Origin of the sequence: Bradyrhizobium sp. 27S5 (assembly GCF_037217225.1) — a bacterium.
In the GTDB taxonomy this organism is placed as follows: Bacteria; Pseudomonadota; Alphaproteobacteria; order Rhizobiales; family Xanthobacteraceae; genus Bradyrhizobium; species Bradyrhizobium septentrionale.
Genome location: NZ_CP147714.1, coordinates 2,568,124 through 2,583,294, shown reverse-complemented (window position 1 = coordinate 2,583,294; position 15,171 = coordinate 2,568,124). Strand labels below are relative to the sequence as shown.

Below are 15,171 nucleotides of genomic sequence, written 5' to 3'. Positions count from 1 at the left end.
CAAAGAACAAACCAAAATGCACGTGCACTGCCCCCAAGCGCTCTGCGGCGCTGTTGGGGTCAGGTTAGCATGCGGCGAACTGCGCGATTGCCGATTGTTTCCAAAATCCTTCGATTGCGCCTTCCGGAAATCGAAGTTTCGGCCCGGCTGTTGTACCCGCGCAACGTTAGCGGAGGCTGCGTTCGCAACCAGCGCATGATTTGCGGTACCGCGGTCAGGCGTTGGGCGACGGCTCGCTCGCCACGGTTAGCAATTGCGAGCGGCGGATTCGCTCGCGATGCGCGGTGTAGAGGCCCGAGGCGACGATGAAGCCGGCGCCGAGGATGGTCCAGCTGTCCGGCAGTTCGCCGAAGATCAGGAAGCCGAGAATGCTGACCCACAGCAGCTGCGTGTAGGAGAACGGCGCGAGCACCGAGGCATCGCCATAACGGAACGCCAGCACCACGATCCACTGTCCGACAGTGGACGCGACGCCGATCAGGATGCCGAACATGACGTCGTGCCAGCTCGGCGCGACCCAGACGAACGGCACCAGCGCGCTGACGATGGCGACGCCGACAATCGACGAATAAGTCATCACCGTAATCGGGCGCTCGCTGCCGCTCATCATGCGCGTCAGGATCAGCGTGCCGGCCCAGGCCAGCGCGGAGACGATCGGAAAGATCGCGGCGGGATGGAAAGCGCTGGTGCCCGGCCGCAGGATGATGAACACGCCGGCGAGGCCGACCGCGGTCGCGATCCAGCGGCGCATGCCGACCCGCTCGCCGAGGAATGCAATCGACAGCGCGGTGACGAACAGCGGCGACACAAAGCTGGTGGCGGAGGCCTCCGCGATCGGCAGGAAGCTCAAGCCGGTGATGAAGATCAGGGACGAGCCGAGCAACGCAGCGCCGCGCAACACATGCAGCCCGGGACGGTTGCTGCGCAGCGCGAACAACGGCGAGCCCGGCAGCATCGCCGGCACCATGATCAGCGCGAACACCACGAAGCGGATCCAGGTGATCTCGATCGGGGGGAGCGTCTTCGACAGATATTTCGCTGTCACGTCGGAGGTACCGAGAAACACCGTCGACAACAGGATCAGCGCAATGCCCTTGAACGGCCGGTCGGTGCGCGCAAGCGCCTTTTGCGCGATGCTTATCGTTGCGGGCGCCGTCTTCTCGGGCAATGGAAATGAAACGCTGTCCAGCCTGGCGGCGGCTGCGGGAGGCGGAGTCACGGCAATCTCGAAAGCAACAAGGGGAAATCTGCTGCTGTCACAAAACGCCAATTCCGCCGCAAGGACAATGCCCGAAAACGGGACTCCGATATGCATCGGGGTGCGCGACGGCCTGCCGCAGCCGGTGCGCGGCCGCAACTGCAACAGTTTGTTAAGAACTGTGTGGAGCGAAGCGGCGCAAACCTCTGATTTTGCGCATCCCGTTCAGAGCATCGGCAGCGAGCGCGGCTTTGGCCCGCGCGGGAGCGCCTTGTCGAGCGCTGATATCTCGATGTCACTGAGCTTGAGCGTTCCTGCCGCTGCGTTCTCCGCGGCATGCTCCGCATTCGACGCCTTCGGGATCGTGAGCACCGACGGCAACCGCGTCAGGAAGCTCAGTGCGACCTGGCGCGGCGTCGCCTGATGCGCCTCCGCGATCGATTGCAGAACCGTTCCACCCTTGCTCGACGGCGCGGGAAAATCATTGTGGCCGAACGGCGAGTAGGCGACGACGGCGACGCCATGCTGTTCGCACCACGGGATCACGGCGTGCTCGATGGCGCGCTCCCGCAGATGGTAGAGCACCTGGTTGCAGGCGATCTTGCCCTCGCCCGCGACATCGCGCAGTTCATCGAGATCGTCTGCGTCGAAATTGCTGACGCCCCAGGAGCGGATCTTGCCCGCGGCGATCAATTCGTCGAAGGCGGCGACCGTCTCGGCAAGTGGATAGGTTCCGCGCCAGTGCAGCAGATAACAATCGAGCCGATCGGTCTTCAGCCGCTTCAGCGAGCGCTCGCAGGCGGTGATGGTGCCGCGCCGCGAGGCGTTGCTCGGCAAGACCTTCGAGACCAGGAACAGCTCATCACGCCGGCCAGCGATCGCGTCCGCGATCACGAGCTCGGCGTCGCCATACATCTCGGCGGTGTCGATATGCGTCATGCCGGCATCAATGCCGCGCTTCAGCGCAGCGACGGCTGTCTTGCGGTCACCGCGATCGAGATACCAGGTGCCCTGCCCGATCACCGAGACCTGCGGGCCGTTGTTGCCGAACTTTTTTGTCTGCACGATCGCCTCGTCTTGCGTGGTTCGCTTTTGGCCCCGCGCAGGACGATAAAGCAAACGGGCGACAATGTCTCCACACCGTCGTCCCGGCGAAGGCCGAGACCCATAACCACAAAATGATATTGTTGAGCGTCGCTGGAACGACGAGTCCCGTTCACTACAACTGGTGCGGCGTATGGGTCCCGGCCTTCGCCGGGACGACAGCTGTTTGTGGTGCGCCCTCGTACAATCTCATCAGCGCGGATCCTCCGATCCGCGCCCGTGATGCCCGCGTTACGCGCGGTCACACGTTAAGATTCATCCACACTGCCTTCGGCTCGGTGAAATTGTCGAGCGCGGCGGTGCCGTGCTCGCGGCCGAGGCCGGAGTCGCGCTCGCCGCCCCAGGGCAACCGCACATCGGTGTAGCCGTAGGTGTTGATCCACACCGTGCCGGCGCGGGCCTTTTTGGCGAAGCGTTGCACGCGGCCCATATCGGCGCTCCAGACCCCGGCGGCGAGGCTGTAGGCGGTGCCGTTGGCAATGCGCAGCGCGTCGGCCTCGTCTTTGAACTTGATCACGCTGACGACGGGGCCAAATATCTCCTCCTGCGAGATGCGCATCTCGTGCGCGACATTGGCGAACACCGCAGGGCTGATGAAATAACCGCGGTCGCCCACCCGTTCGCCGCCGGTGGCGAGCTGCGCACCTTCATTCTTTCCGATCTCGACATAATCGAGGATCGAGCGCATCTGCTTCTCGGAGATGACAGGCCCGAGCACGGTGGCGCGATCCGCGGGATCGCCGATGCGCAGGCCTTCGGCGCGGGCGACCAGGCGTTCCACGAACTCGTCATAGGCCTTCTCCTGCACCAGCACGCGCGAGCCGGCCGAGCAGACCTGCCCGGCGTTGAAGAAGATGCCGGCGGCGGCGGCCTTGGCGGCGGCTTCGAGATTGGCATCGTCGAAGATCACATTGGCGGACTTGCCGCCGAGCTCGAGCGAGACACGTTTGAAATTGCCGGCGGCACCCTTCATGATGCCGCGGCCGACACCGGGCGAGCCGGTGAACGTCACCTTGTCGACGTCGGGATGATTGACCAGCGCGTCGCCGACGACGCGGCCGGGACCGGTCACGATGTTGAGCACGCCCTTCGGCAACCCGGCCTCGAGCGCCAGCTCGCCGATCCGCAGCGCCGACAGCGAAGTCAGCTCGGCCGGCTTCATCACCACCGTGCAGCCGCAGGCCAGCGCCGGCGCCAGCTTCCACATGCCGATCATCAGCGGGAAATTCCACGGCACGATCGCGGCGACCACGCCGACCGGCTCACGCACCGTATAGGTCAGCGCGTCGTCGCGCGTCGAGACGACATCGCCGCTGATCTTGTCGGCCCAGCCGGCATAATAGGTCAGCGTGTCGATGGCGGCCGGAAGATCCTGCCGCAGCACGGCTGCAATCGGCTTGCCGGCATCGAGGCTCTCGAGCGCTGCGATCTCGTCGGCGTGCTGCTTCAAGAGCTCGGCCCATCGCAGGAGAATGTGGCCGCGCTCGGCGGCACGCATGGTGCGCCAAGGTCCTTCGAAAGCGCGGCGGGCGGCGGCGACCGCGCGGTCGACATCCGCCTCATTGCCTTCGGCGATCACGGCGATCACCTGCTCGGTGGCGGGATTGAGCGATTTGAAGGTTTTTCCCGAGAGCGAGCGGACGCGGGCGCCGTCGATCAGCAGCAACTCGTCCCGGACGGTCGGGGTGTGGCGGGCGTCGCGCTCATAGTCATATGCAACCGACATCATATTTCCTCCTGGTGTTGTGCTCCAACCTAGGAGGCTTTGATCGGCAGTAAATATGATATCTTGTGCCTATTGGTATACCAGGATATGAAGTCAACTTCATAAGTGGTGACCACGATGCTGCAGATCGAGATCGAGACCGTCTGGCGCTTTCGGAAAGAGAATTCACCACAGACCGCGGTGGTGATGCTCGGCATCCTCAACGAGATCAGGAAGACCGGGAAGATCACCAGCGCCGCCAGCGATGCGCATCTGTCCTATCGCCATGTCTGGAACCTGATCGAGCAGTGGACCGAATTCTTCGGCGTGCCGCTGGTGGAAACCCAGCGCGGCAAGGGCTCGAAGCTGACGCCGTTCGGCGAGAAGCTGGTGTGGGCCGGCGAACGCATGCAGGCGCGGCTCGGGCTGCAGCTCGAGAACCTCGCGCAGGAACTGGTCACCGAGATCAAGCCGTTCCTGGAGCAGCGGCCGTCAGTGATCCGCGTCCATGCCAGCCACGGCTTCGCGGTCTCCAAGCTGCGCGAATTCCTCGATCGCGAGGGCGGCGTCGGCGTCGATCTGCGTTACGTCAGCAACCAGAACTCGCTGGTCTCGCTGGCGCAGGGCGCCTGCGATCTCTCCGGCGTGCATCTGCCGCGCGGCGAGTTGCGGGCGCAGGGCATCAAGGCCTGCCGGGAATGGCTCGATCCGCGCGAGGACCGCGTGATCAATTTCGTGACGCGCGAGATGGGCCTGATGGTCAAGCGCGGCAATCCCTTGAAGATCACCTCGCTGAAGGACCTGGTCGACCGCAAGGCCCGCTTCGTCAACCGCGACCATGATTCCGGCACCAGGATGCTGTTCGATCAGTTGCTGGCGCAGCACAAGATCCCGGAAAGCAAGATCAACGGCGCCCAGCACATGGAGTTCACTCATGCCGCGGTCGCCGCCTATGTCGCAAGCGGCATGGCGGATGCGAGTTTTGGCGTCGAGGCCGCCGCCCGGCAATTCGGCCTCGATTTCATCCGCCTGCTCACGGAAGATTACTTCTTCGTCTGCAAGCGTGCGTTCCTCGAGACCGAGCCGATGCAGCGGGTGCTCGACATCATGAAGAGCAGCGAGTTTCACAAGGCGGTGGGCGCCCTACCCGGCTATGTCGCCTCGAATACCGGCGCCGTCAGCGGCGTGAAGGAGTTTCTCGAGAAGATGCATTCCGACCGCTGATCAGCCACGCGCGGTGGCGGCTGGACTCGGCGTGCCTCGAAAGCGGATCGTCTGGCGAAGCTAGGTGCACTTCACGCCGGTCCCCGCACCAACCGCATAGCTCCCGGGCCCGTAGACCGCGATCAACGCGAGCGCGCCGAGCAGGCCGAGATTCTTCAGGAAGTTGATGGTCTGGGTCACGACCTGCGCCTCCGGCGCGGCCCAGAAATTGTGAAACATCAGCGTCGCGGCGATCGTGAACAGAAACAGGACGATGGCCGCCTGGCGCGCGAACAGGCCGAGCACGAGCGCGATGCCACAGCCGAGCTCGACCGCCGTCGCGCTGGCCGCAAGAACCGCGCCGATGCCGTCGGCGCCGCCGAGGCGTCCTGCGGTCGCAGAGAAAGCCATCAGCTTGCCGATGCCGCTGTAGAGAAACAGCGGCGCAATAGCGAGCCGGGCAAACAGCAGGACCCAGGAAGTGGAAAGCCGCGCGGCTTTGTCATCGGCCGCAATGTGAGTTGTCGTGGACATGCGTTGTCTCCGTTGGTTCTAAACTTGCCTATGCGGCGTTTGATATGGATCCGTCGTCACTCCGCGGGCGCAGTATCGATGGCCGCGGGCCGGGCCGCGGCGGCGAGGCCAAGCGAGCCGATCGCGAAGGCGCCGACGATCGCGGCACCGCCGATCACCCAGAACACGATGTCGGGCCCGCCGGTCATCTGTTGCAGCAGTCCGATCACATAGGGACCGAGGATCGCGCCGACCCGGCCGACGCCCAATTCCATGCCGACGCCGCTGGCGCGCAGCAGCGTCTCGTACGAGCCCGCGGTGAAATTGTTGAGCACGTGCTGCGCGCCGATGATGCAGAAGCCGGCGACGGCGACGATCGCGAGATTGACGCCGTGACCGCTGACGAACACCAGCGCCAGCACGGCAGTGCCGCCGGCGAGCCACCATGTGGCGAGGTAGCGCGGCGTCAGCGACAGATTGCGGTCGGCCAGCATCGCAAGCGTGAGCCCGCCGACGAACGACATCGCCTGCATCAGCGCGCCGAAGCCGAACGACGCCGCAAAGGTCTCGCCGCGCTTCTGCATCACCGTCGGGATCCAGCCGGTGAGGCCGAAGATCGCGAACAGGCTCAGGAATGCGGTGATCCAGATCGTCAGCGAGACGCGGCGATAGCGCGGGCTCAGCAGCGCCGCGATCGGGTTCGACACGCTGGCGGCGCCGGCTGAGGCAAAGGTCGCGTTGCGATAGGCGGCGGCCCGCTCCGGGCGAAGCCGCGCGAGCAGCATGCGCAGTTCCTCGGTGCGGCGCCGCGCCGCCAGGAATTGCGGGCTTTCGGGCAGCACTGCGTGCGCCACAAACGTCAGCGGGATCGACAGCGCGCCGAGATAATACAGGATCTGCCAGCCATAATGCGGCGTCAGATAGACGCCGACGAGCCCGGCACAGACGCCGCCGAGCGACCAGCCAAGTGTGACGCCCCACAGCGAGAACGCGTTGCTGACGCGGCGCGGCGCCAGTTCGTTGACGAAGGTCGTGCCCAGCGGCAACAACACGCCTAGGCCGAGGCCGGTCGCGAAGCGCAGCGCGCAGAAGCTCCAGAAGTCGCTCGCGACCGTTGCAGTCAAGAGCGTGAAGAGGTTGACGACCCAGAGCCCGGCCAGCAGCGTGCCGCGCCGGCCGAGCCGGTCGGCGACCGTGCCGTGTCCGACCGCGCCGAACAGGAATCCGACGAGGCCCGAGCTCACCAGCAGCCCCGCCTGGCTCGGCGACAGTCCCCAGGGCTTGGCCACGTAGTGGATGACATAGGCGGGATTGAACGTGTCATAACCGTCGAACAGCGTGATCAGCGTGATCAGGATGCCGAGCACGATGTGCAGCCGACCGATGGCCGCACCGGACAATTCCTCGTGCACGTCGATATCGGGCGAAGTGCCCACGGTTTCCTCCCTTGTTGATGATGCGCCCTGCTCTGCGGCAGGTTGGCACAGCGTGTCGTTAGAGCTTGAACAGCCGGAGCGCGTTGTCGCGGCCGATCTTGAGACGGTCGCCTTCGGCGATGGTCGCGGTGTCGAACCATTCGGCGGCATGGTCGATGTTCTCGAACGGCCAGTCGGCCGAGAACAGGATGCGGTCGGCGCCGATCTCGAGTATCGCGTCGATCAGCGCCTGGGTGCGGAAATTGCCTGATGTCGTGATGTAGAAATTCTCCCGGAAGTAATCGGCGATCTTGCGCCTGGCGGGATAGACGTTCTGCGCGCGCATCCACTTGTTGTGGTTGTCGACGCGCCACATCGAATACGGCAGGCCTTCGCCCATGTGACCGAGGATGATCTGCAGCCGCGGATAAGCATCGAACAGCCCCGAGCCCATCAGGCGCAGCGCGTGCACCGCGGTTTCCTGGCCGAAGGCCCAGGTCGGCCCCATCAGCCAGCGATGGCCCTCGTAGATCGCGGCATCCTTCGCCAGCGGATTGCGCGGGTGCAGATAGAACGGCACGTCGAGGCGCTCGACGTCCGACCAGAACGGCCAGAACTCCTTGCGATCGTAGTAGACCGCGCCGTCGTGGCCTTCGACCTCGCTGAAGCCGTTGACCAGCGCGCCGCGGAATTTCAGCGCACTCACGCAGCGATCGAGCTCGCGCGCGGCGGCCTCCGGGTCCTGCATCGGCAGCGCAGCCAGGCCCTGGAAGCGCTGCGGCCGCCGCGCCACCTGCTCGGCGAGGAAATCATTGGCGCGGCGCGACAGCTCCAGCGCGCGGCTGCGGTCGGGGATAGCCTGGATCGCCGGCGCGTTGAGCGACAGCAGCATCAGCTCGATGCCGTGCGCGTCCATCTCGGCAAGGCGGCGGTCCTGGATGTCGAGCAGCCGGGCCTTGAGCTCGACCCAGTCATCGGCCGGCGAGAAGCCCGCGCTGTCGCGAACCGTTTCCTCGATGGCGAAGTGCTCTTCCAGCGCGATCTTTCCCTGCATTGGTTGCTCCCTTCGGGCTGGTGCCCTCGTTTCCGTGTTGACAGAGCAAACCATCCGGTCCAATTATTTGTCAATGATAAAATTGCAAATGCAAATGATTGAGATGCAACTGTTGTCGATGCGAGGACCGACGGCTATTCCGGGCGGACGTCTGCCACCAGGAATGAAGCCCGGACCTAAGCCCATGTACCGATTTTCGAATTCGCTGCCCTATCTGCTCGCCCGGCTCGGCGTGCGGATGGGCGATCTGTTCGTTCGCGTGATCCGTCACGAGAAGTTGACGCTGCCGATGTACCGCGTGCTTGCCGCGCTGTCGGAGCAGGGACAGCCGCTGCGGCTCGGCGAAATCGCCGAACTGACGTCGGCCGACGTCTCGACCCTGTCGCGCATCGTTGCCGAGATGAGCCGCGCCGGCCTCCTGACGCGCGACCGGCCGGAGAACGACCAGCGCAGCCTGCAGGTCGCGCTGACGCCGAAGGGCGCCGAGCTCGCCGGCCGGCTGATGCCGATCGCGCAATATTATGAAGAGGTCGCAACCGGCGCGATGTCGGCGAAGGAAGCTGCCGAGCTCAAGCAGGTGCTGGTCGAACTCTACAAGAATCTCGATCGGCTCGAGCAAGAGGTCGAGGCCGGTCTGATCGAGGTGCCCCACCCCGCGGCGTCGAAAGATGCCCACGAACAGAAGTCCGACGCCAAGGGGACGACCGGCCGTCGACGCAAGATACCGAGGAAATAGCACCAACTTCAGGGAGAGGACATGCGCAGGGATCCGATCATCATTGCAGGCGGCGGCATTGGCGGACTGGCCGCGGCGGTCGCGCTGGCCCGCAAGGGATTTCAGGTCACCGTGCTGGAACGCGCGCCGCGCTATCAGGAGATCGGCGCCGGCATCCAGCTCGGCCCGAACGCCTTCCATGCCTTCGACCATCTCGAGCTCGGCGATGCCGCCCGCGCGATCGCGGTGTTCATCGACCAGTTGCGGCTGATGGACGCGATCTCGGCGGAAGAGATCACCAGCATCGATCTGACCAGCTATTTCCGCCGGCGCTTCGGCAATCCCTATGCGGTGGTCCATCGCGGCGATCTGCACGGCATCTTCCTGCGCGCATGCGAGGCGCATCCCGGCATCACGCTGCGCAGCGATTGCGATGTCGTTGGATATGACCAGGACGGCGCGGCCGTCGTCGCGCGGCTGAAATCCGGCGAGCGTGTCAAAGGCTGCCTCCTGATCGGCGCCGACGGGCTGAGGTCCCGGATCCGTCAGCAGATGGTCGATGACGGCCCGCCGCGGATCGCGGGCCATACCACCTATCGATCGGTGATTCCGACCGAGCAGATGCCGGAGGATCTGCGCTGGAACGCCGCGACCCTATGGGCCGGCGCCAAGTGCCATCTGGTGCACTACCCGCTCTCGGGCTGGAAGGTGTTCAACCTTGCCATCACCTGCCACAACGACCCGCCGGAAGCCTTTGCCGCCAGGCCGGTCACCCATGAGGAGGTGCTTGAGGGCTTTCGCGATGTCCATCCGCGCGCCAAGGCGATCATTCACCACGGCAAGGATTGGAAGGCGTGGGTGACCTGCGATCGCGATCCAACCGAACGCTGGGTCGACGGACGCGTGGTCCTGCTCGGCGACGCCGCGCAGCCGATGCTGCAATATTTCGCGCAAGGCGCCTGCATGGCACTGGAGGACGCGGTCTGGCTCGCGGAGTTACTGGGCGCAACACCTGATGCCTTCGAACACGCGCTGGAGAAATACCGACAGGTTCGGCTGATGCGCACGGCGCGGGTTCAGCTGCAGGCGCGCGAACTCGGCACCCATGTCTATCATCCGGCCGGCGTGCACGCGTTGCTGCGCAATCAGCTGATCCGCGACACCAGCCTCGAGCAGTTCTGCGATAATCTGGCGTGGCTGTACGACTCGCCCTTTCCTGAGCGTCCGAACCTCGCTGCATAGGCGATGATTGCCGGATAGACGGATCAGCCGAGCCCGCTGATGTCGGCGACCAGCACCGACCCCGTCAGCGATTCCGTGATGTAGAGCCGGTCGCGGTTGGCGCCGCCGATCGCGACATTGGTGCAGCTTTGTCCGGCGCAGGACTTGATCCGGGCGACGCACTCGCCGTTCGGCGCAAACACGAAGACATGGCCGAGCGAGGCGTGCGCGACGAACAGCCGCCCGGCTCTGTCCATCGTCATACCGTCGGGACCGCTCGGGCCGAACAGCGAGCAGAAGCGGCCGACCTTGGACACGCTGCCGTCCTTCATGAACGGCGCGCGCCAGACCGCATTGTCCCGCGTCATCGCGACGAACAACACCGCTTCGTGCGGATCGAGCACCAGGCCGTTCGGGCTGATGCCGGTGTCGATCAGGCAGTCGAGCGCGCCGCTCGCGCGCAGGCGGTAGACGCGGCCGGTCGGATCGTGCAGGCCGGTCTGGCCCTGGTCGGTGAAATAGATGTCGCCGTTGGAGGCAATGTGCAGATCGTTGCAGCCGCGGAACGATTCCGAATTGCGCGAACGCAGCAGCGGCGTGACTTTGCCCGATCCGGCATCGAGCTCCATCAGCCCGTGCCGATAGTCGGCAATCAGGATGCGGCCCTTGGCGTCGATCTTCAGCCCGTTCGGCCAGCCGTCATATTCGGCGACCTGCGACCATGACTTGTCCGACGCGATCCTGAAGATGCGGCCGAACGGAATGTCGACGATGTAGAGATTTCCCGCAGCATCGAACGACGGCCCCTCGATGAAGCAGTCGGTCACCGCGCCCGGCCGGTTGGCGTCGGCCCATTCGCTCGCCACCTTGCGGCGAAACTCGGCGGGAACTGCGGAGAAGATCTCGGTCGGGATCAGTTTCGGCGGCGTTTCCAGGAACATCATTTTTTTGGTTCACCCATTGGCGGAGCGGGCGAACCTTAGTTGCTTGCCTGCATCATTGCGAGCCACCCGGTCGGCGCAAAGCGCCGCCGGATGACAGGCTCCGCGAAGCAATCCACCTATCCGCTTGGGCGATGGCCGGACCGGACAGGTCCTCGCAGCGACGCGGAAGGCTTCAGTTCGCCGCCGCCAGCTGCGGCTTGGTCCGCAGCAGCCGGTGCCTATGCGGCCTTCCTACTCCGCCGCCTGCGCGCCGTAGGCTTCCGAAATCATGTAACCGGACAACGTGCCGTAGGCCGCGGTCCACGCGGCGGCGACGTCAGGCGTCCAGCCATCACCGAGGCCCTTCTCCAGCGTCCACAACAATGCGCCGCCGACCACCGGATAATGTTCGGGCCTGGCGCCATAGCCGACATGGCGTTTGGCGAGTGCACTCGCGGCGGGCAGGATCGCGTCGAGATTGCTCAGCCCGTTGACGACGACGGCGAGCGTCGTCATCAACTTCTTGCGCTGCTCTTTCATGTCTGCCGGAAACATCGCCTTCACGGCGGGCGCGACTTCGAACAGGCGATCGTAGAAAATGACCGCGGCTTGCTCCGCAATCGGGGCGACCCTGCCAAAGCTATCCTGAACCAGCTTGATTTGGGCCGGATTCATTTCAACTCTCCGTGGTTCTGAATGACTTTGCAAAATCCGAGCATTGGTCGTGGACCACGGCGTTTCGGTTCAAGACCGAAACGCCTGATGTCGACATGATCTTCAAGCCGCCTCGACGAAGCTGTGGCGCTCATAGAGGAATTCGAGCACGCGCTGCCGGCACTTCAGATAGCCGGGGTTGTTCGCGAGCTCGAGCCGCTTGCGCGGGCGCGCCAAGGGCACCTCGAGCACCTCGCCGATCCGTGCGCTCGGGCCGTTGGTCATCATGACGATACGGTCCGACAGCAGCACGGCTTCGTCGACGTCGTGGGTGATCATCAGGATGGTGTTGCCGAGCTTCTGATGCAGCGCCATCACCGAATCCTGCAGATGCGCCCGGGTCAGCGCGTCGAGCGCGCCGAACGGCTCGTCGAGCAGCAGAACCTTCGGCTCCATGGCGAGTGCACGCGCGATGCCGACGCGCTGCTTCATGCCGCCCGAAATCTCGCTCGGCCGCTTGTCCTTGGCGTGCGCCATCTGCACCAGGCTGAGATTGTGCATCACCCAGGCGTCGCGCTCCGCCCTGCTCTTGGTCTTGGCAAACACCTTGTCGACGCCGAGCTTGACGTTTTCGTAGACGGTCAGCCACGGCAGCAGGCTGTGGTTCTGGAACACCACGGCCCGGTCGGGCCCCGGCGAATTGACCTCGCGGTTCTCCAAGAGCACGCAGCCATTGGTGGTGCCGGTGAGGCCCGCGACGATGTTGAGCAAGGTCGACTTGCCGCAGCCGGAATGGCCGATGATCGAGACGTATTCACCCTTCTGGATCGTCAGGTTGATGTCCTTCAGAACCTCCGTGGTGGCGCTGCCGCGGGTAAAAATCTTGTCGATGTGGTCGAGCTTCAGATAGGCCTGCATGACTTGTCCCCTCAATTCGCAGCCGTGCCGCGGGTCACGATCTTGCCCAATCCCGCGATCAGGCGGTCGAGCACGAAGCCGATGATGCCGACATAGAACAGCGCCAGGATGATTTCGCTGATGTGCGAGGAATTCCACGCATCCCAGATGAAAAAGCCGATGCCGACGCCGCCGATCAGCATCTCAGCCGCGACGATCGCGAGCCAGGACAGGCCGATGCCGATACGCAGGCCGGTGAACATGTAGGGCGCGGCCGCCGGGATCATGATCTTGGCGAAGAACTCCAGCGGATTGAGCTGCACCACGGCGGCGACGTTGCGGTAATCCTGCGGGATGTTGCGGATGCCGACCGCGGTGTTGATGATGATCGGCCACACCGAGGTGATGAAGATGACGAAGATCGCCGAAGGCTGGCCGTCGCGGAATGCGGCGAGCGACAGCGGCAGCCAGGCAAGCGGCGGGATCGTGCGCAGCACCTGAAACAGCGGGTCGAGACCGCGCATCGCCCAGACCGACTGGCCGACCAGCGTGCCGAGCGCGATGCCCGCGATCGCCGCCAGCGAATAGCCCAACGCGACGCGCTGCAGGCTCGCCGACAGGTGCCAGAACAGGCCCTTGTCGATGCCACCGTGATCGAAGAACGGATCAAGGATCAGCTCTTTGGTGTCCTTGAACACGCGCGAAGGCGGCGGCAGGGCCGAGCCGGCGCGGCGGCACACCAGCTCCCAGACGAGCAGCAGCAGCGCGAGGACGATCAGCGGCGGCACGACGCGCACCGCCGCCTCCTTCGCCATCTTGGCGTATGTCTCGGCACGCGGCGGCCGCTTCGGCGTCATCGTCACGACCGGCGCCGCGGTTGCAGCAGCCGGAACGATCGCTGCGGTGACTTCGGTCTTCATGGCAGGCATTGACATCGACAAAGTATCTCCGTGGTCAAATGGGTGGGCCGCGCGCGACGAGCGCGCAGCCCTGCTCAAATCAGACGTCCACGCGCTTGATCGACAGCGACTTCAGGTATGCGGCCGGATTTTCTGGATCGAACACCTTGCCGTCGAAGAAGGTCTCCTTGCCGCGCGAGGTCGAGGTTGGAATCTCGGATGCGGGCACGCCGAGATCCTTGGCGGCCGCACGCCAGATATCCTCGCGGTTGACCTTGTCGATCAGGCCCTTGGTATCGAATCCCGCTTCGAACTTGCCCCAGCGGATATCTTCGGTGAGGAACCAGAGCTCGTGGCTCTGGAACGGATATGACGCGAAGTCGCGCCAGTACTTCATGATGTGCGGCGAATTCTCGACCACCTTGCCGGTGCCGTAGTCGAACTTGCCCGCGGTGCGGTCATAGACGTCCTCGACCGGACAGTTGATCCACTGCCGCTTGGCCATGATTGCCGCGAGCTCCTGCTTGTTCTCGGCCTTGTCGGCCCATTGCTGGGCTTCCATCACCGCCATCAGGATCGCCTTCGCCGCGTTCGGATATTTGTCGACCCAGGCGGCGCGCATCGCGAACGACTTCTCCGGATGCTTGTTCCAGATCTCGCCGGTGTTGACCGCGGTGTAGCCGATGTCCTGGTGGATCAGCTGCAGATTCCAGGGCTCGCCGACACAGAAGCAGTCCATCGTGCCGACCTTCATGTTGGCGACCATCTGCGGCGGCGGCACCACGATCGTCTCGATATCCTTGTCGGGATCGATGCCGCCGGCGGCGAGCCAATAGCGAATCCAGAGATCGTGGGTGCCGCCCGGGAAGGTCATCGCGGCCTTCACCGCCTTGCCCGACGCTTTCTTCTTTTCCAGCGCCGTCTTGAACGGCGATGCGTCGGTCGAGAGCTTGAGGTCGGCATATTCCTTTGCGACCGAGATGCACTGCGCATCGAGATTGAGCCGCGCCATGATGTACATCGGCGTCGGTTGGTTGTTCTGCGTCACCTTGCCGGCCGAGATCAGATACGGCATCGGGGTCAGGATATGCGCGCCGTCGATGCCGTTGCCTTCGGAGCCGAGCACGAGATTGTCGCGCGTGGTGCCCCATGAGGCCTGCTTCTGCACATCGACATCGGGCACGCCATATTTGGCGAACAAGCCCTTGTCCTTGGCGACGAACAGCGGACCGGCGTCGCTCAGGGCAATGAATCCGACCTTGGCGCCCTTCACCTCGGGGCCTGCACCTTGCGCGAATGCACCGGCGGGAAAGTTGAGCTTGGCTGCGGCGAGCAGCGCGGCGGCGCCACTGCTTGCCTTCAGGAGCTGACGGCGGCTGAGGCCACGGCCTGAGGGCTTGTTGGTGGGCTTGGTCATCGGTCGTCCTTTGCGTCGTTGCGTTGCGGTGTTGCGTCTTTGCGTCGAGCGCCCTCCTTCGGGTGGCGACGCGCGCAGGGCGCAAAAGGGCATGCACCGGGGAGGCCCCGGTCTGGCGGCGTCAGAAATCCGATGGGGTGGCCTCGAGGGACGGCTTCAATGGCGTCGGCACCTGACTATTCAAGCCTTGTGCCAAGCTACCGCAGTGCAAAAATTGATTTTATTGCAAAGTCTTGCGCAACATGTCGCAGCG

Annotated in this window: 14 protein-coding genes; 3 read left to right on the top strand and 11 right to left on the bottom strand. The window is 64.4% G+C overall.

Annotated features, from left to right (window positions below; genetic code table 11):
• Positions 1-214: 214 nt before the first annotated feature.
• The 3 genes from WDM24_RS12090 to WDM24_RS12080 form a co-directional block, all read right to left on the bottom strand.
• Complete coding sequence (locus WDM24_RS12090) at positions 215-1,168, bottom strand: DMT family transporter (RefSeq protein WP_338832374.1); 954 nt, start codon at positions 1,166-1,168, stop codon at positions 215-217.
• 255 nt (positions 1,169-1,423) lie between these two features.
• Positions 1,424-2,263 carry an aldo/keto reductase gene (locus tag WDM24_RS12085; protein ID WP_338831375.1) on the bottom strand — a complete coding sequence of 280 codons (840 nt, stop codon included), beginning with the start codon at positions 2,261-2,263 and terminating at the stop codon, positions 1,424-1,426.
• A 280-nt stretch (positions 2,264-2,543) separates the two neighbouring features.
• Positions 2,544-4,028, bottom strand: coding sequence for an aldehyde dehydrogenase family protein (locus tag WDM24_RS12080; protein ID WP_338832373.1), 1,485 nt, complete (start codon positions 4,026-4,028; stop codon positions 2,544-2,546).
• Positions 4,029-4,145: 117 nt separating this feature from the next.
• On the opposite strand from WDM24_RS12080, the gene WDM24_RS12075 reads away from it, so the two are divergent.
• Positions 4,146-5,231: a substrate-binding domain-containing protein gene (locus tag WDM24_RS12075; RefSeq protein WP_338831374.1), complete on the top strand. Its 1,086-nt coding sequence runs from the start codon at positions 4,146-4,148 to the stop codon at positions 5,229-5,231.
• Between the two features lie 60 nt (positions 5,232-5,291).
• Here WDM24_RS12075 and WDM24_RS12070 read toward each other — a convergent pair whose 3' ends face one another.
• The 3 genes from WDM24_RS12070 to WDM24_RS12060 are packed head-to-tail and all read right to left on the bottom strand — an operon-like array spanning position 5,292 to position 8,192.
• A complete protein-coding gene (locus tag WDM24_RS12070) occupies positions 5,292-5,744 on the bottom strand; it encodes a DoxX family protein (protein ID WP_338831373.1) in 453 nt (150 codons plus the stop codon).
• A 56-nt stretch (positions 5,745-5,800) separates the two neighbouring features.
• Positions 5,801-7,159: an MFS transporter gene (locus WDM24_RS12065; protein WP_338831372.1), complete on the bottom strand. Its 1,359-nt coding sequence runs from the start codon at positions 7,157-7,159 to the stop codon at positions 5,801-5,803.
• Positions 7,160-7,217: 58 nt separating this feature from the next.
• Complete coding sequence (locus tag WDM24_RS12060; RefSeq protein ID WP_338698043.1) at positions 7,218-8,192, bottom strand: amidohydrolase family protein; 975 nt, start codon at positions 8,190-8,192, stop codon at positions 7,218-7,220.
• Positions 8,193-8,376: 184 nt separating this feature from the next.
• Here WDM24_RS12060 and WDM24_RS12055 point away from each other — a divergent pair, with 184 nt between their 5' ends.
• Together WDM24_RS12055 and WDM24_RS12050 are read left to right on the top strand one after the other, a co-directional pair.
• The gene (locus WDM24_RS12055; protein ID WP_338698041.1) at positions 8,377-8,928 is read left to right on the top strand and encodes a MarR family winged helix-turn-helix transcriptional regulator; all 552 of its coding nucleotides are present in this window, start codon (positions 8,377-8,379) and stop codon (positions 8,926-8,928) included.
• 21 nt (positions 8,929-8,949) lie between these two features.
• Positions 8,950-10,149: a 3-hydroxybenzoate 6-monooxygenase gene (locus tag WDM24_RS12050; protein WP_338831371.1), complete on the top strand. Its 1,200-nt coding sequence runs from the start codon at positions 8,950-8,952 to the stop codon at positions 10,147-10,149.
• A 23-nt stretch (positions 10,150-10,172) separates the two neighbouring features.
• Here the strand turns inward: WDM24_RS12050 and WDM24_RS12045 are convergent, their stop codons facing one another.
• From WDM24_RS12045 to WDM24_RS12025, 5 genes are all read right to left on the bottom strand, one after another.
• Entirely contained in the window at positions 10,173-11,072 is a 900-nt protein-coding gene (locus tag WDM24_RS12045) for an SMP-30/gluconolactonase/LRE family protein (RefSeq protein WP_338831370.1), read from the bottom strand.
• A gap of 231 nt (positions 11,073-11,303) precedes the next feature.
• The gene (locus tag WDM24_RS12040; protein ID WP_166297889.1) at positions 11,304-11,726 is read right to left on the bottom strand and encodes a globin family protein; all 423 of its coding nucleotides are present in this window, start codon (positions 11,724-11,726) and stop codon (positions 11,304-11,306) included.
• Positions 11,727-11,828: 102 nt separating this feature from the next.
• Entirely contained in the window at positions 11,829-12,623 is a 795-nt protein-coding gene (locus WDM24_RS12035; protein ID WP_338698035.1) for an ABC transporter ATP-binding protein, read from the bottom strand.
• 11 nt (positions 12,624-12,634) lie between these two features.
• Positions 12,635-13,537 carry a nitrate ABC transporter permease gene (ntrB, locus tag WDM24_RS12030; RefSeq protein ID WP_338698034.1) on the bottom strand — a complete coding sequence of 301 codons (903 nt, stop codon included), beginning with the start codon at positions 13,535-13,537 and terminating at the stop codon, positions 12,635-12,637.
• A gap of 64 nt (positions 13,538-13,601) precedes the next feature.
• The gene (locus WDM24_RS12025; protein ID WP_338831369.1) at positions 13,602-14,918 is read right to left on the bottom strand and encodes a CmpA/NrtA family ABC transporter substrate-binding protein; all 1,317 of its coding nucleotides are present in this window, start codon (positions 14,916-14,918) and stop codon (positions 13,602-13,604) included.
• Positions 14,919-15,171: the final 253 nt, after the last annotated feature.